27 protein-coding genes are annotated in these 24,371 nt (G+C 52.2%); 11 read left to right on the forward strand and 16 right to left on the reverse strand.

Features of this window, described 5'->3' with window-relative positions; genetic code table 11:
• Nucleotides 1–127 precede the first annotated feature (127 nt).
• The gene (locus WKJ03_RS01585) at nucleotides 128–1,447 is read right to left on the reverse strand and encodes a DEAD/DEAH box helicase (protein WP_337840403.1); all 1,320 of its coding nucleotides are present in this window, start codon (nucleotides 1,445–1,447) and stop codon (nucleotides 128–130) included.
• Nucleotides 1,448–1,574: 127 nt separating this feature from the next.
• Here WKJ03_RS01585 and WKJ03_RS01590 point away from each other — a divergent pair, with 127 nt between their 5' ends.
• From WKJ03_RS01590 to WKJ03_RS01610, 5 genes are read left to right on the forward strand one after another with little or no spacing between them, the layout of a single operon-like run.
• Nucleotides 1,575–2,117 carry a DUF2058 domain-containing protein gene (locus tag WKJ03_RS01590; RefSeq protein ID WP_337840404.1) on the forward strand — a complete coding sequence of 181 codons (543 nt, stop codon included), beginning with the start codon at nucleotides 1,575–1,577 and terminating at the stop codon, nucleotides 2,115–2,117.
• Between the two features lie 11 nt (nucleotides 2,118–2,128).
• A complete protein-coding gene (gene arfB, locus WKJ03_RS01595) occupies nucleotides 2,129–2,542 on the forward strand; it encodes an alternative ribosome rescue aminoacyl-tRNA hydrolase ArfB (RefSeq protein ID WP_337840893.1) in 414 nt (137 codons plus the stop codon).
• A 4-nt stretch (nucleotides 2,543–2,546) separates the two neighbouring features.
• Nucleotides 2,547–3,398, forward strand: coding sequence for a TraB/GumN family protein (locus tag WKJ03_RS01600; protein WP_337840405.1), 852 nt, complete (start codon nucleotides 2,547–2,549; stop codon nucleotides 3,396–3,398).
• Nucleotides 3,398–3,904 (forward strand): GNAT family N-acetyltransferase, encoded by a 507-nt coding sequence (locus WKJ03_RS01605; protein ID WP_337840406.1) that lies wholly within the window; start codon nucleotides 3,398–3,400, stop codon nucleotides 3,902–3,904. Before WKJ03_RS01600 ends, WKJ03_RS01605 begins: the two co-directional genes overlap by 1 nt.
• Nucleotides 3,891–4,352 carry a YaiI/YqxD family protein gene (locus WKJ03_RS01610; RefSeq protein WP_337840407.1) on the forward strand — a complete coding sequence of 154 codons (462 nt, stop codon included), beginning with the start codon at nucleotides 3,891–3,893 and terminating at the stop codon, nucleotides 4,350–4,352. Before WKJ03_RS01605 ends, WKJ03_RS01610 begins: the two co-directional genes overlap by 14 nt.
• On the opposite strand, the gene WKJ03_RS01615 is transcribed toward WKJ03_RS01610, so the two are convergent.
• Entirely contained in the window at nucleotides 4,327–5,061 is a 735-nt protein-coding gene (locus WKJ03_RS01615) for a methyltransferase domain-containing protein (RefSeq protein ID WP_337840408.1), read from the reverse strand. The two genes, WKJ03_RS01610 and WKJ03_RS01615, sit on opposite strands and share 26 nt — an antisense overlap.
• A gap of 22 nt (nucleotides 5,062–5,083) precedes the next feature.
• Here WKJ03_RS01615 and gloB point away from each other — a divergent pair, with 22 nt between their 5' ends.
• From gloB to WKJ03_RS01630, 3 genes are all read left to right on the forward strand, one after another.
• A complete protein-coding gene (gloB, locus tag WKJ03_RS01620; RefSeq protein WP_337840409.1) occupies nucleotides 5,084–5,833 on the forward strand; it encodes a hydroxyacylglutathione hydrolase in 750 nt (249 codons plus the stop codon).
• Nucleotides 5,834–5,899: 66 nt separating this feature from the next.
• On the forward strand, nucleotides 5,900–7,450 hold the full coding sequence (locus WKJ03_RS01625) for a LysM peptidoglycan-binding domain-containing protein (protein ID WP_337840410.1): 1,551 nt from the start codon (nucleotides 5,900–5,902) through the stop codon (nucleotides 7,448–7,450).
• A 27-nt stretch (nucleotides 7,451–7,477) separates the two neighbouring features.
• The gene (locus WKJ03_RS01630) at nucleotides 7,478–7,963 is read left to right on the forward strand and encodes a hypothetical protein (protein WP_337840411.1); all 486 of its coding nucleotides are present in this window, start codon (nucleotides 7,478–7,480) and stop codon (nucleotides 7,961–7,963) included.
• A gap of 4 nt (nucleotides 7,964–7,967) precedes the next feature.
• On the opposite strand, the gene WKJ03_RS01635 is transcribed toward WKJ03_RS01630, so the two are convergent.
• From WKJ03_RS01635 to pspA, 14 genes are all read right to left on the reverse strand, one after another.
• The gene (locus WKJ03_RS01635; RefSeq protein ID WP_337840412.1) at nucleotides 7,968–8,183 is read right to left on the reverse strand and encodes a hypothetical protein; all 216 of its coding nucleotides are present in this window, start codon (nucleotides 8,181–8,183) and stop codon (nucleotides 7,968–7,970) included.
• A 48-nt stretch (nucleotides 8,184–8,231) separates the two neighbouring features.
• Nucleotides 8,232–8,870: a maleylacetoacetate isomerase gene (maiA, locus tag WKJ03_RS01640; RefSeq protein ID WP_337840413.1), complete on the reverse strand. Its 639-nt coding sequence runs from the start codon at nucleotides 8,868–8,870 to the stop codon at nucleotides 8,232–8,234.
• A 56-nt stretch (nucleotides 8,871–8,926) separates the two neighbouring features.
• Entirely contained in the window at nucleotides 8,927–9,943 is a 1,017-nt protein-coding gene (locus WKJ03_RS01645; RefSeq protein ID WP_337840414.1) for a fumarylacetoacetate hydrolase family protein, read from the reverse strand.
• 4 nt (nucleotides 9,944–9,947) lie between these two features.
• Complete coding sequence (locus WKJ03_RS01650; protein WP_337840415.1) at nucleotides 9,948–11,096, reverse strand: homogentisate 1,2-dioxygenase; 1,149 nt, start codon at nucleotides 11,094–11,096, stop codon at nucleotides 9,948–9,950.
• Nucleotides 11,089–12,162 (reverse strand): 4-hydroxyphenylpyruvate dioxygenase, encoded by a 1,074-nt coding sequence (gene hppD / locus WKJ03_RS01655; RefSeq protein WP_337840416.1) that lies wholly within the window; start codon nucleotides 12,160–12,162, stop codon nucleotides 11,089–11,091. The genes WKJ03_RS01650 and hppD overlap by 8 nt, the downstream gene beginning before the upstream one ends.
• Before the next feature lie 217 nt (nucleotides 12,163–12,379).
• Entirely contained in the window at nucleotides 12,380–13,942 is a 1,563-nt protein-coding gene (tyrR, locus tag WKJ03_RS01660; RefSeq protein WP_337840417.1) for a transcriptional regulator TyrR, read from the reverse strand.
• A 127-nt stretch (nucleotides 13,943–14,069) separates the two neighbouring features.
• Complete coding sequence (locus tag WKJ03_RS01665) at nucleotides 14,070–14,411, reverse strand: 4a-hydroxytetrahydrobiopterin dehydratase (protein ID WP_337840418.1); 342 nt, start codon at nucleotides 14,409–14,411, stop codon at nucleotides 14,070–14,072.
• 27 nt (nucleotides 14,412–14,438) lie between these two features.
• Nucleotides 14,439–15,239, reverse strand: a complete 801-nt coding sequence (gene phhA / locus WKJ03_RS01670; protein WP_337840419.1) for a phenylalanine 4-monooxygenase — start codon at nucleotides 15,237–15,239, stop codon at nucleotides 14,439–14,441.
• 146 nt (nucleotides 15,240–15,385) lie between these two features.
• Complete coding sequence (locus WKJ03_RS01675) at nucleotides 15,386–16,603, reverse strand: aminotransferase class I/II-fold pyridoxal phosphate-dependent enzyme (RefSeq protein ID WP_337840420.1); 1,218 nt, start codon at nucleotides 16,601–16,603, stop codon at nucleotides 15,386–15,388.
• A 148-nt stretch (nucleotides 16,604–16,751) separates the two neighbouring features.
• A complete protein-coding gene (locus WKJ03_RS01680; RefSeq protein WP_337840421.1) occupies nucleotides 16,752–17,738 on the reverse strand; it encodes a TIGR01620 family protein in 987 nt (328 codons plus the stop codon).
• Nucleotides 17,735–19,117: a YcjX family protein gene (locus WKJ03_RS01685; protein ID WP_337840422.1), complete on the reverse strand. Its 1,383-nt coding sequence runs from the start codon at nucleotides 19,115–19,117 to the stop codon at nucleotides 17,735–17,737. The genes WKJ03_RS01680 and WKJ03_RS01685 overlap by 4 nt, the downstream gene beginning before the upstream one ends.
• 28 nt (nucleotides 19,118–19,145) lie before the next feature.
• Nucleotides 19,146–19,556, reverse strand: coding sequence for an envelope stress response membrane protein PspC (pspC, locus tag WKJ03_RS01690; protein WP_337840423.1), 411 nt, complete (start codon nucleotides 19,554–19,556; stop codon nucleotides 19,146–19,148).
• Nucleotides 19,549–19,785, reverse strand: a complete 237-nt coding sequence (gene pspB / locus WKJ03_RS01695) for an envelope stress response membrane protein PspB (RefSeq protein ID WP_337840424.1) — start codon at nucleotides 19,783–19,785, stop codon at nucleotides 19,549–19,551. Before pspB ends, pspC begins: the two co-directional genes overlap by 8 nt.
• Nucleotides 19,786–19,810: 25 nt before the next feature.
• A complete protein-coding gene (gene pspA / locus WKJ03_RS01700; protein ID WP_337840425.1) occupies nucleotides 19,811–20,479 on the reverse strand; it encodes a phage shock protein PspA in 669 nt (222 codons plus the stop codon).
• Between the two features lie 183 nt (nucleotides 20,480–20,662).
• Here pspA and pspF point away from each other — a divergent pair, with 183 nt between their 5' ends.
• The 3 genes from pspF to WKJ03_RS01715 are packed head-to-tail and all read left to right on the forward strand — an operon-like array spanning nucleotide 20,663 to nucleotide 24,371.
• Nucleotides 20,663–21,748, forward strand: coding sequence for a phage shock protein operon transcriptional activator (gene pspF, locus WKJ03_RS01705; protein ID WP_337840426.1), 1,086 nt, complete (start codon nucleotides 20,663–20,665; stop codon nucleotides 21,746–21,748).
• On the forward strand, nucleotides 21,745–23,355 hold the full coding sequence (locus WKJ03_RS01710; RefSeq protein ID WP_337840427.1) for an ABC transporter substrate-binding protein: 1,611 nt from the start codon (nucleotides 21,745–21,747) through the stop codon (nucleotides 23,353–23,355). Before pspF ends, WKJ03_RS01710 begins: the two co-directional genes overlap by 4 nt.
• Nucleotides 23,355–24,371: an ABC transporter permease gene (locus WKJ03_RS01715; RefSeq protein WP_337840428.1), complete on the forward strand. Its 1,017-nt coding sequence runs from the start codon at nucleotides 23,355–23,357 to the stop codon at nucleotides 24,369–24,371. Before WKJ03_RS01710 ends, WKJ03_RS01715 begins: the two co-directional genes overlap by 1 nt.

Here is a 24,371-nt window from a genome sequence, read left to right on the forward strand (position 1 = left end):
CGTTCCGGTTACTTAACTCTATTTCTCAATAAAAACAAATTACTGCAAATTCAATTGATGAACAAAGCGTCAAAGTAACCTCTCGAGTGTAACACTTTTTTCCGAATAAAAAACAACCAAAAGTAAATTAATTGTTCTTTTTGCGTACAGGCATCAGGCCATCATCTCCAGCCTGAAAAAAATGTGGGCTAGCTGCCTTTTTACCTTTTTGTACCTGTTTTGTTTTTTGTCCCGGCGCCTTAGCTACAGAGCCCGATTTAGCCTTGACTGCTGTTTTCGGAACAGTCATCGTGACAGGCCCTTTAAAGCGGGCAATCAGTCCTTCCACTTCGGATAGCGGTAAAGGACGGCGTAAAAAGCTTTCAATCTCGCAAAAGGATTTCCAGTCTTTTGGGCCCACCAGGGAAATGGCCACGCCTTTTTGCCCTGCCCGTCCGGTGCGGCCTATACGGTGTACATATTCTTCTGCATGTTTAGGCAGGTCGAAATTCACCACATGGCTGACCTGCAGCAAATCCAATCCTCTGGAGGCGACATCAGTGGTGACCAACACCTTAAAACGGCCGGACGCAAACTCCTGCATCACTTGGTTCCGCCTGGCCTGACTCAACTTGCCACTCAGCCCCACTGCTGGCAGCCCTAATTGCTCACAGAGCAGCGCCAGCCGTTCCGTGTCTTCACGAGTTGCGGTAAACAGGATCAGCTGTTTAATCTCTTCAGTCGAAATAAAGTGCTTCAGCAGCGCTTCTTTATGGGTCAGGTGATCCGCAAAAAAACAACGCTGTTCAATGTCTTCATGTTGCTGGTGTGACACGCCGACAGAAACCCGGTGCGGACTTTTCAGCAGCGCCATAGCCAGCTCGTTAATTTCTGTATTGTCCAGAGTCGCTGAAAACATCAGGGTTTGACGCAGTCTGTGGTCCGCAGCTTTGTTGATCGCTGTCAGTTGCGGCATAAAACCTAAATCCAGCATCCGATCCGCCTCGTCCAGGATCAGCAATTCCAATCCGGCAATAAACAAGCTTTTATGCTCCAGATGATCCACCAGGCGACCGGGCGTTGCCACAATAATCTGTGGCTGACGCTTCAGCAGCTTTTCCTGATCGTTAAAGTTTTCCCCCCCGACAATCAGCGCACTGCTCAAAGGCGTATTGGCAACAAAAAGCCGCAACCGGCCATAAACCTGATGGGCCAGTTCACGGGTCGGCACCAGGATCAATGCCCTGGCATCTTGCTTCGCCAGCGCTTTGCTGCGCAGTAAACGTTGCATCATAGGCAGCAAATAGGCCAGCGTTTTGCCTGAACCTGTCTGAGACGACACCAACAGATCTTTACCTGTCATGGCTGCAGGGATCGCTTCCTGCTGCACTGTGGTTGGTTGGGCAAACCCCAAATGCTGTACCGAACGCACCAAACGCGGGTCCAGCCGGAAATCCTGAAATGCCAAAATAAATCACCTGTCCGGTCAAAAGATACCCTTATGATACCTGAATTACGCCGCAGCCGTTACTGCCTTGCTTGGCAGAGCAGGCTGCACATGAAACAATAAGCCGATCACAGAACAGGATTGCATCATGAGTAAATCACTACAGGAGCAGTTGCTCAAAGCAGGCCTTGGCAATGCCAAGACCGCCAAAAACATCAACAAACAAAAACATAAAGAACGGGTGCAGGCAGGCAAAAAGGGCACAGTGGTGAACGAAGCGTCGGTTCTGGCTGAGCAGGCACGCCAACAACAGCAAGCACGCGATCAGGAGCTGAACCGTCAACGTAAGGCGGAACAGGATCAAAAAGCCATTCAGGCCCAGGTAAAACAGCTGATTGAGCTGAACAGCATTCAGGCCAAAGGGGATTTGGCGTACAACTTTACCGATGGCAGCCTGGTCAAACGACTCTATATCAATGCCAAGGTGCAATCGGAATTGGGCAAAGGTCAGATTGCTATTGCACGATTAGGCGAAAGCTACCACCTGATCCCGGTCAAAGTGGCTGAAAAAATCCAGCAACGACTGGCATCCGCCATCATAGTGCTGAACAACTCTCAGCAAAGTGCCGAAGTACTGGCGGAAGATGACCCCTATGCGGCTTATCAAATTCCGGACGACTTAATGTGGTAGAACAGTACGACATTTTGCCTGGTGTCCAGCTTCAGCTCAGCGAGTTGGAGTTCAGTTACGTCCGGGCTCAGGGCGCAGGTGGGCAGCATGTGAACAAAACCTCGACCGCAGCCGTGCTGCGATTCGATTCACAGCACAGCAGCCTGCCTGACTGGGCGAAACAACGACTGCTGTGTTATGCCGATGATCGTATTACCCGTGAGGGTCTGGTGCTGATCAAAGCCCAAAGTAGCCGCAGCCAGGAACAGAACAAACAGGACGCCATCACTCGTTTGGTCGCTTTGCTGCAAAAAGCCCTGTTTGTCGAAAAAAGAAGAAAAGCCACCCGCCCTACCCTGGCCTCAAAAATCCGCCGGCTGGATGGCAAGAAAGCACAGCAACAGCGAAAACAACAACGTGGCAAAGTTCGACTACAGGAAGGATAAAACAATGGGGCGTCTGTTAGGCATTTTGGTATTGGTTGTATTGGCCAGCAGTACTCAGGCGAACAGTCTGTGGCAGGTGACAAAAGGCAAGCAACAGTTTTATCTGGCTGGCACCATTCACTTGCTCAGTCCCGACGATTACCCGCTGCCAGCATCTTACGAACAAGCGTTATCAGAAAGTAGACAACTGATCCTTGAAACTCCGCTGGACCAACTGGAATCGCCAGAGGGGATCAGCTTGCTGTTGCAACGTAACCGCTATCCGGACGGCGAGAGTTTACTGCAACATCTGAGTCCGACGCTGGCCGGGCAACTCAGTGAGTTTTGCCAGCAGCACCAGTTGCCGCTGCAGCAAATCAGCCGCTTCAAACCGGCTTTTGCGGCCCTGATGCTCACCAGCACTCAATTGCAACAACAAGGAGCCACTGCGCCTGGGGTGGACAAATACCTGATGCAACAAGCCAGCCAAAAAACCATCCCTCATCTCGGATTTGAGACTGTGGAACAACACCTGGCGGTATTGGATAAACTGAACCAACAAGGGGCTGAGCTGTTGATCCAAAGCACTCTGCAGGATTTGCACAGCAGCACACAGGATTTTGTTGCGATGAAACAAGCCTGGCGCCAGGGCAATGTGCAGGTACTGGAGCAGCTGTTTTTGTCTGATCTGTTAAAGTTCCCGGCCTTGTACCAAATCCTGATTGTTGAACGCAATCAGGCCTGGCTGCAGAAGCTGCCCACTTTACTGAATAACAAACCCAGCTACATAGCAGTTGGCACTTTGCATTTGGTGGGAAAAGATGGCTTGTTACAAGCCTTACAGCAGCAGGGCTATCAGATCCGGCAGGTGCAATAATGGCGTCAGTGCAATTACGCCCAGCCTTGCCGGAGCAGGTTGTGAACCTGGGAAACTGGCTGCCGGATCAACAGGCCATGGATCTGTGGGGGGGGCCGGGTTTCAGCTACCCGCTGCGACCATTGGCATTTTTGCAACAAGTGTATTTACCTGAGACCCAGAGTTACTGGCTGATGCAACAGCAACAGGCTGTGGCTTTTGGCCAGCTCTGCGATCGCTTTGACCGTCATCATCTGGCTCGTCTGCTGGTTGCGCCGTCCAAACGCAGTCAGGGATTAGGTAAAAAACTGATTCTGGCACTACTTCAGTTGGGGCTGAATGAGCAGAAGGAAAAAGACTTCTCACTGTTCGTACACAGGCACAATCAACGGGCTCTCAACTGCTACCAAAGCTTAGGTTTCCAGTTTACCACGCAGCCTGATATCGAGAATCCGAGCCTGTATTTTATGACGATGGGCCAGACCGAAGCCCGACAACTTGTGGAGTTGCACCATGATTTGGCTTGATGCCGATGCCTGCCCTGTGGTCCTGCGCGAAATGTTATTCCGCGCCGCAGAGCGCACCCAAACCCTACTGCACCTGGTGGCCAACCATCGTTTGCCTGTGCCCAAAAGCCAATACATTCGTGCCATCCAGGTTGAGCATGGCTTTGATGTTGCCGACCACTACATCAGCTCAGCCATCACGGCAGGTGATTTACTGGTTAGCAACGACATTCCTCTGGCCGCCGCAGTGATCCTAAAAGGCGCCTTGTGCCTGACCACCAAAGGCCAGTTGTTGGATAACCAAAACATCAGCGAACGTCTGGTCGTGCGGGATCTGGCAGATGAACTGCGAGGCAGTGGTGTGCAAATGCGTGGCCCTGCCCCATTATCCCAGGCAGATAAGCAGCAGTTTGCCAGCCAGCTCGACAAATACCTGCAACGGCTCAGCCAGAACTCTGGCGGGCGCTGATCCCTTTCACTGCAGGCTGGAACGAAGGTATTTTTTGCCATTTGGGCCGGATAGGTATCAGCGGATGCTCTCGCTTGCGGGCAATCAGCACATAACAGGTGCCGAAATAGCCCAGATAACGTTCACACCAACGCTGCCAGCCGCTGTTTTCTTTATAATGCCCAAGCAAACCAGACCAGAAAAAGCGCTGTTCATGGATCAGCTCAAACCCCAACAAATGTAACCAGTCCCGCACCCGTCCGGGTGTAAAAAACCGTCCTGACCAGGGCAACTGCTGTTTGACGCCGGGCCAAAGCTTCAGCAAACCGGCATTGCTTAACGGGTTGTAGCCTGTCAGCAATACATAGCCATTGGGCATCAGTACCCGGTGAGCTTCCCGCACTATATGGTGCGGATCCGGATAAAACTCCAGGCAATGCGCCAGCAATACGGCATCCACAGCGTGCTCTGTAAGAGGTAACGCATCGGGTTCACCGAGCAGATTGCTGTTCCGTTCATCTGTTCCCAGCCGGATTTGATGCTTGATAGGACATAAACTGCTGTCAAGCTCCGAGCTCAATGAGCCGACTTTCAACAAATGGTAACCAAAGATCCGCGGCCACCATGCATTCAGCTGCTGCTCTACGGCTTTTGCCATCCAGGGCCCCTGAGGTAATTCAGACCAGCTTTGTGGTAAAGGGCTACTGTGGTAACTTAAAGCGGGTTTCATAAGTCTGCCGTTGAGATAAAAAATGTCTGAGCCTGTTGCTCTGCCTGCATTTAAGGATAACTACATTTGGTGCCTGCGCCAAGAGAACAAAGCGCTGGTGGTCGACCCCGGCGATCCGCAGGTCGTACTGACGTATCTGGCCAGTCAGCAGCTGGAACTCAACCTGATCCTGATCACCCATCACCATTGGGATCATGTGGATGGTATCCAGTTGTTACGTCAGCACTACCCCCAAGCCCGTGTACTGCTGCCTGCAGCTGAACAACACAAAATTGCGGCTGCTGGTGAAGGGGTTGCACATGGGGACATCATTCACTGGCAACAGTACCAGTTTCAGGTGATGGCGGTGCCAGGCCATACATTGGGGCATCTGGCCTATTATTGCGCCCCTTGGTTATTTTGTGGCGATACGCTGTTTAACGCTGGCTGTGGCCGTTTGTTTGAAGGCACGGCCGAGCAGATGTGGCACAGTCTGAACCAGCTCATGGCACTGCCAGCTGACACCTGGCTGTACCCAACCCATGAATACACCCTGGCCAATCTGGAGTTTGCCCGTTGGGCCGATCCGAACAACCCAGAATTGGAGCGTTATCAAAAACAAAGCAAAGTGCAACGTGACAGAGGCGAACCCACTCTGCCCACCCGTCTTTCGGATCAGTTGAGATTTAATCCCTATTTACGAGCCGTGGATCCGGTGTTGCAACAGCACTGGCAGCAGGAAAACGCGCTGGAATTGTTCAGGTTTTTGCGTCAGCGTAAGGATCAATGGTAGCTGTTAACTTGCAATTCAGATCGGAGCGGGTAACATACTTGTCTTTATCGTTGTTGGAACCGCTTTATGCTCAATAAACTTTATGTCGCCGTTGCAGCGGCTTTACTTGCCAGCTGTGCAGCACAGAAGTCGGTACAAAGCCAGGATCCGGAACCAGAGATCATTGCCGATCAACCGATCCGAGACAAAGCAGCAACGGCGCAGCAAGTCGCCAATGCCCTGTGGCAGGATGCTGAACTTTCCCCTTTAGCCCCGGACACCAAACTGCAGAGTTATGACAACCTGTGGCAACGGGCCATCGCTCAGTTCAGTCTGAAGGTTCCAACCGATAATCGTGAAGTTGAACAACAAATCCGTTTTTACCTGCGCAATCAGAAGCTGCTGAAAATAGCCACCGACAATGCAGCGCCTTTCTTATACCATCTGATCACTGAGCTGGAACGGCGCAATATGCCGCTTGAACTGGCGCTGTTACCTATAGTCGAAAGCACATACAACCCAAAAGCTGGTTCTGTGTCCGGTGTACTGGGGATCTGGCAGTTCAGTGCCGGCACAGGGCGTAATTTTGGCTTAAAACAAAACGCCTGGTACGATGGACGCCGCGATGTCATCGAATCCAGCCGCGCCGCCTTTGACTACTTAAAGTACCTGTACAGCAACGTCGATCAGGACTGGCTGAGCGCTGTGGCAGCCTTTAATGCGGGTGAAGGCCGGGTGTTTAAAGCAGTAGAGCGCAACAGATACAGCGGTCGGCCGACCGATTTCTGGTCCTTGCATTTACCCAAACAAAGTACCAGTTACATTCCCAAATTGCTGGCGCTGGCCCAACTGCTGAAGCATGCAGACAAGTACGCCATTTCAGTGCCGCTTATCGCCAACAAACCGCAAAGCCGTATTCTGAAAATCAACAGAGGTCTGGATTTACCTCTGACCGCTGAAGTGTTGGGCATCAGCCTGGACGAACTCAAGCGTCTGAACCCGGGCTTTAAAGCCAACATCATTCCAAGTGCCAGTTATCAGTTGGTAGTCCCTTTAACCAGTCCGCTAGACACTAAGCAACAATTGGCCGCTTTACCTAAAGTAAAAGTCGCTCCGGTGGCCAACCCCACCAGTGCAGGGAAATACAAAGTCCGCTCTGGCGACAGTCTGAGCAAAATTGCGCTTCAGTTTAAAACCTCAGTTAACGCCTTGCAGAAAGCCAATCAGATGGCAGGTACTCAACTGAAAGTAGGCCAGGTCCTGAACATTCCGGGTCTGAATGCCACAGAGGCGCCTGCTCTGCAACCCAGAAATCAGCCAGGATCTCACTACAAAGTGAAATCCGGTGACAATTTGTGGCTGATTGCCAAAAAGCTCAATGTCAGTGCTGCCGATCTAAAACGCTGGAACCAACTCACTGATAAATCCACCTTAAAACCTGGTCAGCTGCTGCAACTTAAGTCTGTCGCGGCCAATACAGGCAATAAAATGACCTATCAGGTCAAAGCCGGCGATTCACTGGCCAGCATAGCGCAGCGCTTTAAGGTTAAGGTTGCAGATATTCTGCAGTGGAACGGCCTGAACGCCGATAACTATTTACAACCAGGCCAGGAACTAACGCTCTATACTGCAGGTTGAGGTTGTTGCTGTACTGGAGAAAAACCGATGAAACAACTACTGATTTTCATATTATCCGTCTGGTTACCCTGTGCCTGGGGCGCCTTTGAAGTACCTGGCAAAGGCAGCATGACTCTGGCTAACGGCGAAACTCAACCGCTGATGTTCAGCTTCGCCTACAAACAAGCCAACAGTGGCTTTGTGTTCCAGGCCGGACAACAAGAAGTGGAAGTCGCTGATGTGCCTGAGAAATACACTCTGGCTCTGGTACTGCATCAGGACAAAGAAGTCTGGGTCACAGACTGGGTCAATGAACCCATTGCATCCTTTGACTGGACTTTGGGCCAGTATCATCTGGTTCTGAAAAAGAATACGGATCCAAAGCTGGCCACCAAAGCCCGTGGCGGTTTCGTTTTGTCAGTGAACGGCACTCTGTACTTCTTCCATAAAAATATGGCGCAGCTGAAGTTTCATTTTGATGCGACAGGGTTAAAAGAACTCAGCGTTGAAGGCATGTTCACTCCCGGACGTTAACCCTCTATTTATCGCGCTCCGCGGGTTCTTGCTGCAGCTGCAATGCGGGTACCAGCCCCCACAGCAGACAGACCAGTGGCGCGGCCCAATGAAACCACCAATGCAGCTCCCTGCTCTGCCCCTGCAGCAATATCACCACAGAGGCAATCAACTGAAAACTCAGCCCGGTCAGGCCACAATAAAACAAGGTTTTGTTTAACCAACGGCTTGGTAACTTCATACAGGCTCCACACTGCTTGCCAGTACCGTCAGACTACCGCAAAATTCCTTATTGTGCATCCGGCTGCTGTTCAGGCGCAGCCTGAAAAAAGGCTGGCTGTTGCATACAGTGCTGATAAATACGCAATAACACTGGGTAAGGCGTCATATCCAGGTTAAAACGCAGCGCGTTGTACACCTGTGGCACCAGACACAAGTCCGCCAGGCTCACTGCATTGCCAACAGCGTACAAAGCTGCAGAGTGCTGCAGGCGTTTTTCCAAAGCGGCAAAACCTGTGTGCAGCCAGTGATGGATCCAGGCCAGTTTCTGCTTTTCATCAAGTGCCAGCGGTCCGGTCAGGTATTGCAGTACCCGCAGGTTATTGAGCGGATGGATATCACAGGCAATATCCAACGCAAGAGCCATCACTTTGGCTTTTTGCAGCGGATCAGCGGGCAATAAAGCAGGCTCCGGATACAGATCGTCCAAGTACTGGATCATCGCCAGCGACTGATTCAGTGTGTCCTGCTCCAGTTCCAGGGCCGGCACCAGCTCAGCCGGGTTTTGCAGCTGGAAAGCGGCACTGTGTTGCTCGCCCCCGTTATTCAGCAAATGCACCGGCACCTGCTCGCAGGTTACTCCTTTGAGGGCCAGAGCGATCCGGACCCGAAAGGCTGCGCTGGAACGCCAGTAACTGTAGAGTTTCATATAATGCTCCATAAAAAAGGCTATCCTGCGATAGCCTTATTGCCCGGTTCGGGCACTCAGCCCTGATACTTCACCACTTGCTGTTCAATAGCACCAAACACCGACTGGCCCTGGGCATCAAACATTTCAATACGTATGCGGTCGCCAAACTTCATAAAGGAGGTTTTAGGTGCGCCATCGCGAATGGTTTCAATCATCCGCACTTCAGCAATGCAGCTGTAGCCCACCCCACCTTCGTCCACCGAGGTGCCCCAGTCAGTGCCTTGTTTATTCGACACTGTGCCTGAACCAATCACCGCCCCTGCCCCCAAACGGCGTGTCCTGGCGGCATGCGCCACCAGCTGGCCAAAGTCGAACGTCATATCGACACCGGCATTAGGTTTGCCAAAGAGTTTGCCATTTAAATGTGACACCAAAGGCAGATGCAGTTTGGCATCCTGCCAGTCAGCGCCCAATTCATCTGGCGTGACCGCCACAGGGCTGAAGGCCGAAGCAGGTTTGGACTGAAAGAAACCAAAACCCTTGGCCAGTTCATTTGGAATAAGGCCACGCAAAGACACATCGTTCACCAGCATCACCAGACGGATTTTCTCTCTGGCTTGCTCCGGGCTTGCTGCCATCGCCACATCATCCGTAATGACCGCCACTTCGCCTTCAAAGTCGATGCCATAGTCTTCACTGACGACATCAATGGCATCCCTTGGGCCTAAAAAGTCGTCGGAGCCGCCCTGGTACATCAGCGGGTCTGTCCAGAAACTTGGTGGCATTTCGCTGTTACGGGCTTTTCGCACCAGCTCCACATGGTTGACATAAGCGCTGCCATCGGCCCATTGGTAAGCCCGTGGCAATGGCGACTCACAAGCGCTTTGGTCAAAGGCGGTTTCACCAGCCACAGTGCCGCTGTTCAGGGCCTGATAAACTTCACGGGCTTTTGGCGCCAGGCCCGCCCAATTGTCCAGCAACTGCTGCATAGTGGCAGCAATGGCCGGCACCGCCACACAACGTTGTAAATCGCGGCTGACAACCACCAATTGTCCGTCACGCTGGCCATTTTTTAAGGTCGCTAACTTCATCGACTTATCCTTCTGCCTGTACAGGTTTAATTTTCCAGCTGTTCACATAGTCCGGGTTTTCCGTGGCCAGCGCCGCTTCGCCCATCTCCAGCGCATCGCGGGTATCAAGCATCACTGCCACTTCATCGGTAAACTTTTTGCGGTACTCCCGCCCAGCCTGAAAAGCTTTCGGGTGCGGGCCATGCGTAAAACCAGCCGGGTGGAAGGTCACCATGCCACGTTCAATATTGTCGCGACTGAAGAAATCTCCGGCATGGTAAAACAGTACTTCATCGTAATCGTCATTGTTGTGGTAAAACGGCACTTTTAACGCCCCCGGATCACTTTCAATAGGACGGGGCACAAAGGTGCAGACGACAAAACGCGACGCCACAAAAGTGGTGTGGGCCGAAGGAGGTAAGTGGTAGCGGTGGCTCATTAAAGGCCGGATATCACGCCAGTTAATGCGCATCACGGTTAAATCACCATGCCAGCCAATGGCATCCAGCGGGTTGTAGGGATAAGTCATCACCGACACCTGATTGTGCCGCTTGACCTGCACCTGGGTTGGCTGCTCGGAATACTGCGCTTTAAAAGCCTCGTCAATTTTCGGGTGATCCAGCATTGCCGGGTCAAAAATAGCGTGGTTGCCGACCAGGCCTTTTTCCGGCAGCTGGTAAGAATCGTTGGTCGCTTCAATCATCAGTAAAAACAGCGGCTCTGTCACTTCCAGCCGCCACATGGTGGAGCGTGGGATCACCACATAATCGCCGTCGCGCAGCGTCAGGTGACCGTAGTCACAATAAAGCTCCGCAGCGCCCTCATGCACGAACAGCAAGTCATCACCGTCGGCATTACGCACCAGATACGGCATGGATTGTGTCAGGCGCCAGGTGCGCATTTTGCAGTGCGCATTGTGCAGTAAAAACGGCACCTGCCACGGCGACATATCTTGGTTTTCGCGGATCTGGTTGAAGTTAAACAGCCGCGGCTTGAGCGGCCCCTGCCAGTCGCTCCAGCCGGTTGGCGCATGGGTATGATGAAAATGCGCTGCCGGACCAAAAAAGCCGCTGCGGCCGGTTTCACGCTCGTAAATCGCCTGCTCCGGAAAATCAGCATGAGCCTGACGTGAAATTTCGCCTTCTTTTAATGGAAAAGACGCCCATTTACGCATCTTGCAGCACTCCGCGACGGATCTGATCTTCTTCAATGGATTCAAACAAGGCTTTGAAATTACCTTCGCCAAAGCCTTCATTGCCTTTACGCTGGATAATTTCAAAAAACACCGGGCCAATCACAGTCTTGGTAAAAATTTGCAGCAAAATACCATCTTTCATCGGTGCGCCGTCAATCAGAATGCGCAGCTCTTTCAACTGGTCCAGGTCTTCCGTGTGGCCTTCCACCCGGGCATTAACCCGCTCGTAATAGGTATCGGGCGTTGGCATAAAGTCCATGCCCCGCTCACGCAAGGTGCGCACTGTCTGGTAGATGTCTTCTGTGGTCAGCGCAATATGCTGAATACCTTCGCCTTTGTATTCACGGATAAATTCTTCGATCTGCGATTTGTCGTCAGACGATTCATTGATTGGAATACGGATTTTGCCACAAGGCGCCGTCATGGCTTTGGACACCAGGCCGGTCAGTTTGCCTTCAATGTCAAAATAACGGATTTCACGGAAATTGCCGATGCGCTCATAAAAGCCGGCCCAAATGGCCATATTGCCGCGGCGAACATTGTGTGTCAGGTGATCAATCACTTCCAGACCCACCTGGTTTTTCGCCATGTCCTCCTGCCAGTTGTCGTAGAACTTAAAGTCAACGTCGTACACTGAGCTTTGACCATAGCGGTCCACAAAGTACAGCAGGCTGCTGCCAATGCCATACACAGCAGGAATATTCAGCTCCATAGGGCCAACCTGGTTCTGGTACTGCTTGGCACCATTGTTGACGGCATTTTTCAAAGCGGCGGCAGCATCCTTCACTCGGAATGCCATAGCGCAGACGCTGGGGCCATGTTCAGCCGCAAACTTCTCTGCCTGGGAATTTGGCTCGGCATTGACGATAAAATTGACATCCCCTTGTTTATACAACCAGGCTTCTTTGGAGCGATGCTTTGCCACTTCAGTAAAACCCAAAGATTTAAACAGGTTCTTCAAATTCTCAATGCCCTGTTTGTCTGCGGCTGTGTACTCCACAAACTCAAAACCATCGGTTCCCAGCGGATTTATCGGATCGAACATCATAATTCTCCTGCAGTTGCACACTGTAATTTTGGCTTATCTTGCTTACTGCCACGAAAAAAGAAAGATAGCCCCGTGTTGGCGGGGATCCGCAGGAAAACCGGCTTTTTGTACAGTTCTGCTGACAAAACTGACCATTCAGCAAAAAATGGCGAAAAAAAGCTCCGAAACACAATCCGGAGCCCATTTTTTGTATCAGAAGCACTACAAAGCGTGGCTAAATTTTTACACTCTTCTTGCTAATACCGTAATCACGCAGTTTATTCGCGACTGCGGTGTGGCTTAAACCAAGTTTTTTCGCCAATTGGCGTGAACTGGGGTAAGCAGGAAACAATTTGCGTAACAAATCTGCTTCAAAGGCTTTGACGGCTTCATCCAGCGTGCCTTCAAAATCTTTTTCCAGATAGCCCAGATCACTGGTGTAGCTGGGCAGTTGCAGGTGGTCTTTGTCCAGCTCGTTGCTTTCCAGTAAGGTCACGGCCCGGTACAAGGCGTTTTCCAGTTGCCGCACATTGCCTGGCCAGGGGTAATGCTGCAGGAAGTGTTCACAGGCTTCGGTCAGCTTCGGTGACTTGCGACCCAAACGCGCGGCAAAACGGGCAATAAAGTGTTCCGCCAGCGGCACCACGTCCTGCTTACGCTCCCGCAGTGGTGGTAAGGTCAGGCTCAGCACATTGAGCCGGTAATACAAATCTTCCCGGAACTTGCCTTCCTGCACCATAGCAGGTAAGTCTTTTTGCGTGGTGCAAATCACCCGCACATCCACCCGCACTTCGTTTTCATCACCAACACGGCGAAAACAGCCATCCTGCAAAAAGCGCAGCAGTTTGGTTTGCAATTCGCGGGACATCTCGCCTACTTCATCCAAAAAGACCGTGCCTTTGTTGGCTTGTTCGAAAATGCCTTTTTTGGCGTCAACAGCACCCGGCATTGCATTGGGGCCATGACCAAACAGCTCGGACTCTGCCACATTGTCCGGCATCGCGGCCATATTCACGGCTAAAAAGGGTTTGCCGCTGCGGCCACTGGCAGCGTGGCAAGCCCGCGCCAGCACTTCTTTGCCTGTGCCGGTTTCGCCCATGATCAAAATAGGCGCATCCAGCAGTGCCATTTTTTTCGCTTCGCGCACCACTTTACGCATCAGGTTGCTGTGCGCATGCAGGTTGTTAAAACTCTCCTGATCGCCTTTTTTAAAGACCACCATCTGCTCACCAAGGCGGCTTTCAGATTTCAGGTTCAGTACAGCACCAGCCAGAGTTTCCTGCCCCTGTTCATCCGGCACCATCACCGGCAACAAGTCAGCAATAAATTTTTTATTCTGAATTTCGACCCGACGGGTTTGCGCCAGCACATCGTCCCCTTCGAGCCAGCGGTTTAAATGAAAGCCTTTCAACAGCGGAGTGAGCAGATGGCCTTCTATTTCTTCCCGCTTCAACGATAAAGCGTCCAGCGCGGCTTCGTTGATAATGGTGACATTGGCTTTGCTGTCGACCGCAATAATGCCATCCGGCAAGGTGCGCAGCAGAGTGGTCAGTTCATTGTGCTCGCGCTCTGAAGGTAAAAAGGCGGTGGTCTTCACGTCATCGACACCGGCCAGCCGACGGATTTTCGCCATCAACTCCTGAAAGGTAGCAAACTCAACGCCAGGAAAGGACACATAAATACGTCCCTGCGTCGGGTCCACTTCGATACCCCGTAAGTCAAGCTGATAACTGACCAGGATTTGCAACACTTCCTGAGCTATGCCCAGTCGGTCCTGGCAATGGATTTCTAACCTCATAAGCAACAACCGTGTTTGGAATTGGGTTCAGGCTATAATACGGCAGGCAACGCAGAAGAAACCAGAGTAAATTGTAAAGAATTATGCACGGCTCCGCCTGGTACAAACAAGCGGAGCCTTCTGCCGTTTAAGCGTTCAGCAGCTGATCGGTTTTCGCTGCGCAGATAAAGTCGTTTTTGTGCAGACCTTTAATGGAATGGGACCACCAGGTCACCGTCAGTTTGCCCCACTCCAGCAGCAGCGCCGGATGGTGGCCTTCGGCTTCCGCCAGTTCAGCGACTTTGTGATGAAAAGCCCAGGCTTGTTTGAAATTTTTGAATTTATAGACACGCTCCAGCTGCAGAATGTCGTCCCGCACTACAGGGGTCCAGTCCGGGATCTGACGGATCAGCACCGCCAGCTCTTCGTCACTGACTTTGGGTGCGTCGGCACGGCAGGCTTCACATTTTGCTTGGGTTAAATCAGACATGGCTTGCTTCTCTTTTTAGTCCAGCCATCAGCTGGCTTGTTTTTGTTTCGGAGGAAATTTTGCAGGATGCAGCCCCAGTGCTTTCGCCTGTTGCACCAGCGCCATCAAATCCAGTTTGGCAATATCAAACAGATCGTCAATGGACTGCAGCATAAAATACACAGGTTGCATAATATCGATACGGTAAGGCGTGCGCATCACATCCAACGCATTAAAGCTGTGGCGTTCAGGCACATCAGAACCCAGGGCATATTGGGTTTCACCAGGCGACGATAAAATCCCGCCACCGTAAATCCGTAACCCCTCTGGCGTATTCAGTAAACCAAATTCGATGGTAAACCAATACAAACGGGCCAGGTAAACCCTGTCTTCTTTGCTGGCCGCCAGACCCAACTGACCATACCTGTGGGTAAATTCAGCAAAAGCGGGATGGGTCAGCATGGCGCAGTGGCCAAAGATTTCGTGAAAAATATCTGGTTCCTGCAGGTAATCAAACTCTTCCCGGCTGCGGATAAAGGTGGCCACCGGAAACTCTTTGTTGGCCAGTAACTGGAAAAACCGGTCGAAGCTAATCAGCGCTGGCACCTCAGCACAGCGCCAGCCGGTGGCCTGCTGCAAAACAGCATTGACTTCGGCTAACTGCGGAATGCGGTCTTGCGGTAAATTCAGCTTTTTCAAGCCGTCCAGATATTCATTGCAGGCCCTGCCTTCAATGCAGGACAACTGGCGTCTGATCAACTCAGACCAGATTTGGTTTTCTTCATCAGTCCAGTGGATAAAGCCCTGTTCATCCGACTGCCTGGATACATAACTGCTGGTTTTACTCATAACAACCCTGGTGTGAAATGCTGCAATGCGGCCTTTGGCCTGCTTTTTATTGCGGCCGATACTAGTGGATTGGACTGCGGCTGTTAACCCATGGTTGTGCAACCGCCGCCTGGACCTTCTGCTGGTTTTGTAAAAAAAACGCTACATCAGGCCGTCTTCAAACCCCTGCTCTGGCGTTGTTGCATTTTTTTCAGCGCCTGAGCCAGGTCGGCAATAATATCGTCCTGATGCTCAAGCCCAACAGAAATCCGAATAAGACCGTCGCTGATGCCTGCCATCGCCCTTTCTTCCGGGCTGTAGGGGCTGTGCGTCATCGAGGCCGGGTGCTGAATTAACGACTCGGCATCCCCCAGGCTGACGGCAAGGGCCAATAACTGACACTGATTGATAAAAAACCGGCCATCGTCCAGGCTGCCGTTCAGTTCAAAAGCCAATACGCCACCGGCTCCTTTCATTTGGCCTCCGAGAAACTGATGCCCCGGATGCGACGGCAACCCAGGGTAATAAACCTTTGCCACGGCCGGGTGCTGCTCCAGGTATTCGGCCACTGCCTGCGCATTTTTCAGATGCCGCTCCAACCGCACCGACAGGGTTTTCAAGCCTCGCAGGATCAACCAGGCATCGTGTGGACTGATGGTGGCCCCCATATCTTTTAAGGTTGTCAGCTTAATGCTCTGAATTTTTTCTGCACAGCCAACAATGGCTCCAGCAACCAGATCCCCATGACCATTCAGGTACTTGGTGGCACTGTGCACAATTAAATCAATGCCATACAGTGCTGGCTTTTGCAGCAGGGGGGTCAGAAAGGTGTTGTCGACCACTGAGATCAGGCCATGACGACGGGCAAAGTCACCTAAAAAGCTCAGATCAATCACAGTCAGTGTCGGGTTGATCGGAGTTTCTGCAAACAACATTTTGGTATTGGGCCGCACCGCAGCTTCCATTGCCTGATGGTCGGTAAAATCGACAAAACTGACCTCAATGCCATACCGGGCAAACTGATGGTTAAACAACGCAAAACTGCAGCCATAAATGGCTTTGCTGGCCAGTAAATGATCGCCCTGTTGCAAAAAAGCCAAAGTAGCCGCTGCGACAGCCCCCATGCCTGTGGCCGTGGCCGCAGCGTCTTCCATGCCTTCGAGCGCCGCCAGTCGCAACTCCAGTTCACGGGTGGTCGGGTTGCCTAGCCGGGTGTAAATATAACCGTCGGCTTCACCGGCAAAGCGGGCTGCGCCTTGTTCGGCACTGTCAAACACAAAGGTCGAGGTTTGGTATAACGGCGTGGTTAAAGCGCCGTGGGGATGAGACTGGGGTTTACCAGCATGGATACATAAAGTTTCGGCATGGCCGTACTGCTTGGTCATAAAACACCTGTTGCGTCTAGATTGTGGTTTTTTCTTTTATCTAAGCAAAAGACCCTGGATCACAACAGGCATATGGACATCTGAGGGGCCGAAACAACGCGGGTAGGCTGTGACGACAACTGAGTTAAGTGTCAGAAATTATTGACAGTCACTCCTTATTCGTCCCGCTCAGGCGCTGCATCAGTGCTTTGCCAAGCTGACGCAGGCTGAGTTTCTGCTGCTCAGGCAACGGCACAGGCCGCAACAATTGCTGAGCCGCCAGACCAAGCCTGGCTGTCAATAAACCAGCGATCAGACCCTGACCTGCCCGGGCAGAAAGACGGGAGGTCAGTTCAGTGCCAACCACCTCTGACGATAAATCCAGTGCCAGCTCTGAGCCCCCCGCCCAGACCAAAGATGCAAACAGCCGTTTGAGCAGCAACAGGCTGCGCAGCTGCCCTATGCTGGCGCCATAACTTTGCGCTATTTCACGAAGCATCCGGCTGCTGCGCCACAACACGAGCAGCAGATCAGCCAACACAAAAGGCGACAGGGTCACCGCCAGGCTGGTATCTGCCGCCGCTTGATGGATCTGCTGTTGCACTTGTTTATCAAGCGGATTGAGCACCGACAACTCAAATAACTGCAGTACCTCTTTGTCACTGTGTTCGGTTTTATAGTGCTGGTGAAACTGCTGTACAGAGGCTGGCGTGGCTGGCAATTGCTTCAGCATCTGCTGACAAAGAGGCAGCGCTTCGCCATATTGCATACTTTGTTGGATACGTTCAGCACTTTGCTGCCACAGCTCTCCCTGCTTCAGACGCCGCCAGAGCCTGTACTCGCGCCCCAGTAACACCAGCACCAATCCAGTCAGACTGACCGCCAAGACAGCGCTGAAAAAAGTCCCGGCTCCCGGGTTTCTAATCAGTTGCAGTACAGTGTCCATCAGCTGCCAGCCACCATAAGCCAAGAATGACAATAACGCCGCCGCCAACCAGCGCCCCACACCTCTGCCCTGCGGAACCTCTGAGACAGGCTCGGTCAGGTCGGCTTCGACGAAGTCAGCCGGATCAAAGTCTTTGGCCTGTACAGGCAGGGTCTTGATTTCGGCCTGGCTCTGAGTTTCAAATTCAACGGCGGGTTTCAGTGGTTTCATCGGAGTTTGTCTCCCAATAAAAATTCAAGGGCATGATCCAGCCGGATATGCGGCAACGCCCCCTGGCCATCCCATGGCGCCGGGTTCAATTCACTAAAGGCAAACTGATGGGCGCTGAACAGCTGATGGTCGGGCCAATAACGCGGTACGTCGCCCGGATAAAAAGCAGTTGCGTGTGGCTGTCCGCGTTTGGTCGCACGCAAACAAGGCAAGTTTTGTCCCTGGTATTCGACAGTACCGGTTTCACTGGCCCGGACTGCTGCTATCACCATCACCTCAAACTGGCAAAGCTGGTACTGGGTTTGACTCAACTGCTCAGCCAATAACTGTTGCAGCAGCAAACTCAGCGCCTGATGCTGGTCTGGTGTGACATGGTCGGCTTTGCTGACTGCAAAAAGTACTTTGCTGATCCTGGGCTTAAACACCCGGCGCAACCAATGATTGGGCCCATAACTGAAGCTTTGCAGGATCAGCAAAATACTTTGTTTGAGCTCAGACAACGCGGCTTCACCGGCATTAAGGGCCCCCAGAATGTCCACCAGTACCAGTTGCCGGTCCAGACCGGAAAAAAACTGCTGGTAAAAGGGCTTCACCACCAGCTTCAGATAATTGGCATACTGCTGCTGCATCAGCGCCACCAAAGCGCCGCCTTGCCGAAGTTGTTCCGGCAATAATGGCAATAACTGCAACACTGGGGTGCCTTCCAGTTCTGCCGGTACCAGCAACCGGCCAGGTTGATTCAGGTAAGCACCGGCAATCTGGCTGAACTGTTGCAACAGGTCGCGATACGAAGCGCAAAGCTGCTGCACGGCCAGAGGCTCGGTTTGATTCAGATCCACCCGGCTTAGCTGCGTGCGAAACGCTTCGGCCAGCGCCTGACGATGTGGCTGGCTGAATAAGTCCCAACTCTGTTGACACCACTGCACATAACTTTGTTGCAGCATAGGTAAATCCAGCAGCCATTCGCCTGGGTAATCCAGCAATTGCAGCGACAGCTGCTGATAATCTCTGAGCAGGCGTTTGACCGTTGACGCACTTTGATAACGCAAGGTCAGCGCCAGCTGGCTCCAGCCGACTGTGGATGGCGGCCACTGTGGTTGCTGCTGCTTGAAATACAATAAATTCTGTTCATAAGGAAAACGGGGGAAGTGCAGCGCCTGCTGCGCATCAATGCGGGCCCCAAGCCAGCGTTTTTGTTGCATTACACTGAAAAAAGGCATTGCGGTGTTATCGTGCTGCAGCAGTTGTTGCAGCGCAGCGGTTAAAAAGGCGGTTTTTCCTGCGCCACTCAGTCCGGTTACCCCAAGACTCAGCTGTGTATCTAAGGCGCGCTGGCCCAGAGTTTTCAGTTGCCAGCTCGCCTTATCTACCCACGTCATTGGCTTGTCCTTGCAGTCAATATCAGTCTCAGAGCTTATTCAGCTCACGGTTCAGCTGAAACTTTGCCGAAGTCACATGGCTTTCCATATCACGCAGCCGATACTCCAGGCTATTGAACTGCGCCACCAGATGGTGCAAGGCAGACTTGGGTGCTTCTCCTCGCTGCCAGACCCGGGTTTTGACTTCGACAGGTTTCTCTTCAAACTTCGGTTGTGTGACGCCCTGACGGGCTTCCACCACAGATTTCTTTTCGAGAATAAACCAGGCAGCCACATAGAGCACCGGCAATAAACCACCTAAGCCCAACAACACCGAAGTCACCACAATCAGCCGGATTAACCAGACTTCCCAGCCAAAGTAATCGGCGATACCAGCACAGACCCCGGCGATTTTGCCGTTCCGGTCATCCCGGAACAGCTCGCGGCGTATTTTAGTCATGTTTCTCCCTCCAGCGCGGGGACTCCGCATCCAGAATGGCTTCCAGTGTTTTGATCCGGTCTGCCATTTTTTCGGCTTTATGGGACAAATCGTTTAACTGAGCCAGTTCATTGTCGCTCAGCCCCTGCCCGATTTTGTTTTTGCTTCTGTAGTGCATAAAGACCCACAGCGGCGCGACAAAAATCATAAACAGAATGACAGGAATTCCAATAACCTCACCTATATCCATGATGCACTCCTACAACGCCTGAGAATCAGGCGTTATCTTTTTTAGACAATTTAGCTTTCAGATCAGCCAGTTCGGAATCTATCTTGTCAGAAGATGCCAGTTCAGCAAACTCATCTTTTAAGCTTTTCTTGCCTAAATCATAGGATTCAACCTGCGCTTCCAGCGAATCAATTTTTTGCTCGTAGCGCTCAAACTTGTACATCGCATCCTGCAGACGGCTGCTGTCCAGCGTCTTTTTCACATCCAGCCGTGAGGCCACGGTTTTCTGGCGCATCAGAATGGTTTTCTGACGGGCTTTGGCGTCAGCCAACTTTTCCTGCAGCTGAGCCACTTCGTCCTGCAACTTGCTGATGTGCTCGTCCAGGTGCTGAATATCGGCTTCAACGGCGGCAGCCTGATCAGCCGCTTTCTGTTTTTCCACCAGCGCGGCGCGGGCCAGGTCGTCACGGTCTTTGCTCAACGCCAGTTCCGCTTTGGCCTGCCAGTCTTCCACTTCGGCATGCAGCTTGCCAATCACCCGTTGCAGTTCTTTTTTCTCTGCAATGGTTTTGGCAGAGGTGGAACGCACTTCCACCAAGGTGTCTTCCATTTCCTGAATAATCAGGCGGACCATTTTTTCCGGATCTTCAGCTTTATCCAGTAACGCATTGATATTCGAGTTCACGATATCTGAGAAGCGAGAGAAAATACCCATAGCAATTTACCTCTTAAGGATGTTTCGGTTTCGTAAGATACTATTCAGGATCGGTGCCAACTCGAAAAAACATTATAAGCAATTGTTTTAATTGAATTTTATTTATTCAGAAAAAGCACTATGCCATACCATCGTTATGAAATACACTACTTATTAGTTAAATTCACTATTTCGTGAGCAGGCATGAGCAGAGGTTTTCAGCAAGACAACTTAATAGGTCAGTCCAACAGTTTTTTAAGTGTATTGGAACAGGTGTCCCAAATTGCGCCTTTGCACAAGCCCGTGCTGATTATTGGCGAACGCGGCACAGGGAAAGAACTGATTGCCGCCCGGCTGCATTACCTGTCACAACGCTGGGATCAGAGTTACCTGACCTTAAACTGTGCCGCGCTGAATGAAAACCTGCTGGAAAGTGAATTGTTTGGCCATGAAGCAGGAGCTTTTACCGGCGCGGCTAAACGTCATGAAGGCCGCTTTGAGCGGGCTAATGGTGGCACGCTGTTTCTGGATGAGTTGGCCAATACACCGGCCATGGTGCAGGAGAAACTGCTACGGGTGATTGAATACGGTGAATTCGAGCGGGTCGGTGGCAGCCGGCCTATCCGGGTTGATGTGCGGCTGATTTGTGCCACCAATGAAGACTTGCCTGCAATGGCAGAGCAAGGCGAATTTCGTGCTGACTTGCTGGACCGGCTGGCCTTTGATGTCATCACCTTGCCACCGATGCGCGAGCGGCGTGAAGATATTCTGGTGCTGGCTGAACACTTTGCCGTCAATATGGCGCGCGAGCTGGGTTATGAGCTGTTCAGCGGTTTCAGCGAGAAAGCCAGACGCACCCTGCTGGATTACGACTGGCCAGGCAATGTGCGGGAACTGAAGAATGTGGTGGAACGCAGTGTGTACCGCACCAACAATCCTTATGTGCCGGTGCACCATATCCAGTTAGATCCCTTTGAATCCCCGTTCCGGCCTCAGCGGCGAGTCCGCACACTGGACAGGGCGCCCAAAACGGCCACACCTGTTGTGGCAGCCAAGGCAGAAACGACCATCGCAGATACAACGGCTTTCGCAGCTCCAACTGCCAGTTTTGATGCCAGCAAAGGCGCCGATTTTAAGCTGTTGTCTGAGCAGTTTGAGATGGATTTAATCAAGCAGGCGCTGGCTGGCTGCCAGTATAATCAGAAGAAAACTGCTGAAGCGCTGAACCTGACCTATCATCAGCTCAGAGGCTATATGAAAAAGTACAAAATGCTGGATAGCCAACAATGAACGTTGTCTTTTATGGCTCGCTGCTAAGCAGTCTGTGCCTGCTCAGTGCCTGTCAGCCTCAGTTACCTCAAACCCTGGCCGAAGGCCTGGTCTATTGTGCTGAGGGATCACCCGAGAGTTTTAACCCTCAGCATGTGACCTCAGGCACCACCATCGACATTGTCAGCCAGCAATTGTATGACCGGCTGCTGGATATCAACCCTCAAAGTGGGGAACTGGAGGCTGCGTTGGCTGAACGCTGGCGTGTCAGCGAGGATGGCCGTACCTATTGGTTTGAACTAAAGCCACAGGTGCAGTTTCACCACACGGGGTATTTCTCGCCAAGCCGGCCACTGCAGGCAGCTGATGTGGTGTTTACCTTTGAGCGCATTCTGGATACTCATCATCCTTATCACCCGATTGGCGGTGGAGATTACCCTTATTTCGAGAGCGTCGACCTGCGCTCCCTGGTCACCGCTGTCACTGCCGAAACCCCATTGACGGTGCGCTTTGATTTGAGCCGGCCCGACAGCTCGTTTTTATCCAACCTGGCCACTGATTTTGCCTCCATCCTTTCGGCCGAATACGCAGCTCAGCTGTTGCAGCAACACCAGCCAGAGCTGCTCGACAGCCAGCCGGTCGGCACTGGCCCTTTTATGTTTCGGGACTATAAAAAAGACCAGTTTGTGCGTTATTACCGTCACCCGGAGTACTGGGGAGGCAAAGCCCAGCTGTCTCAGCTGGTGTTCGATTTAGTGCCCGACAGTGCCAAACGTATGGCCATGTTGTTGACCCATGAATGTGATGTGGTGGCTTATCCACGTCACGCCGAGCTGAAGCTGGTCACGGAACGGCCGGATGTGGAAGTGCAAAGTCAGATCAGTATGAATGTCGGTTTTTGGGCATTTAACACCCAAAAAGCGCCCTTTAATAATGCCAAAGTGCGTAAAGCCCTGGCAATGGCGATAGACCGCAACACCATTTTGCAGGCGGTGTATTTTGGTCATGCCGATTTGGCCCGCTCTGTATTGCCCCCAACCTCCTGGGCCTTTGACAATAACGCCGAAGAACTGCCTTATGAGCCGGAGCTGGCCAAACAGTTGCTGGCAGAAGCCGGCTATCCCAAAGGCTTCCACATGGATATCTGGGCCATGCCAGTGCAGCGTCTGTACAACCCCAATGCCCAGAAGATGGCTGAGCTGATGCAGGCCGATCTCGCCCGCATCGGGGTACGTGCCCGTATTGTCTCCCTGGAATGGAACAGTTTCAGACGCAAACTCAGTGACAACGAACATGACTCTGTGCTGATTGGCTGGTCAGCTGACAATGCCGACCCGGATAATTTTTTCCGGCCATTGCTCAGCTGCGCCGCGGCACAAAATGGCAGTAACAGGGCCAACTGGTGCGATCCGAAGTTTGACAATCTGCTGAACCAGGCGCTGCTCACGGCCGATCCACAGCAGAGACGCAGTTTTTATCTGGCCGCCCAGCATTATCTGGCCGAACAGATGCCACTGTTCAGCATTGCCCACTCCAAGCGTTTTCAGGCCCAAAGTGTTAAGGTTTCAGGAGTAGTGATGAGCCCTTATGGTGGAGTGTCGATGGCCAAAGCGGAAAAGGATTTGTAATGCTGCATTATTTTCTGCGCCGGGTATTTTTACTGAGTTTTGTCTTTGTTGCCCTGACCGTTTTGGGGTTCAGCCTGAGTTATCTGTTTCCTGGCGACCGGCTCAGTACATTGTCCGGTCTGACCGATATCAGCACCGAGCAGCAACTGGAACTGATCCGGTATTACCAGTTGGATCAATCTGTGGTTCGGCAATACCTGGCTTATGTGGGCCGGATCCTGGATGGCGACTGGGGTTTATCCTTTGCCAGCCAGCAACCTGTGCTGCCGGAATTGCTCGCTGTATTTCCGGCTACGCTGGAGCTGGCAGCTTACGCCCTGATGCTGTCATTTTTTGTTGGTGTGCCTGTGGGGTTGTTTTGTGCCATCCGTTCAGAGTCGCTGCTGGCACGGCTGTTCTCAGGCCTGACGTTAATTGGTTATTCACTGCCTGTGTTCTGGTGGGCTTTGCTGCTGATTATGGTGTTTGCATTGTCGTTGGGCTGGCTGCCCACCTCCGGTCGTCTGCATGTGCTGTTTGATGTACCAGCCCAGACAGGGTTTATGCTGCTGGATATTTACCTGTCCGATTTAACACACAAAGCGGCCGCGTTTCAGGATGCGCTGTACCACCTGTTACTACCGACCATAGTGCTTGCCACCTTTCCAACCACCGTGATGATCCGTTTTACCCGTAATTCGATGCAAACGGTGCTTGAGCAGGGTTATATCAAGACGGCCCGCGCTAAAGGTCTGAGCCGCGCCCAGGTACTGTATCACCATGGCCTGCGCAACGCCTTGCTGCCAGTGATCCGCCAGGTCGGCCTGCAATTCAGCACGCTGATCACCCTCGCTATGCTGACTGAAGTGATTTTTTCCTGGCCTGGCATAGGCCAGTGGCTGATTGACAGCATCTACCAGCGCAATTACCCGGCGATCCATGGCGGCTTGCTGGTGGTGTCGTCCCTGGTGATAGTAGCCAATATGCTGACCGAGATCCTGCATACCCTGTTTAACCCTCTGGCGCGTCAAGGCTGA

The organism is Rheinheimera sp. (assembly GCF_037442525.1).
Taxonomy (GTDB): Bacteria; Pseudomonadota; Gammaproteobacteria; order Enterobacterales; family Alteromonadaceae; genus Pararheinheimera.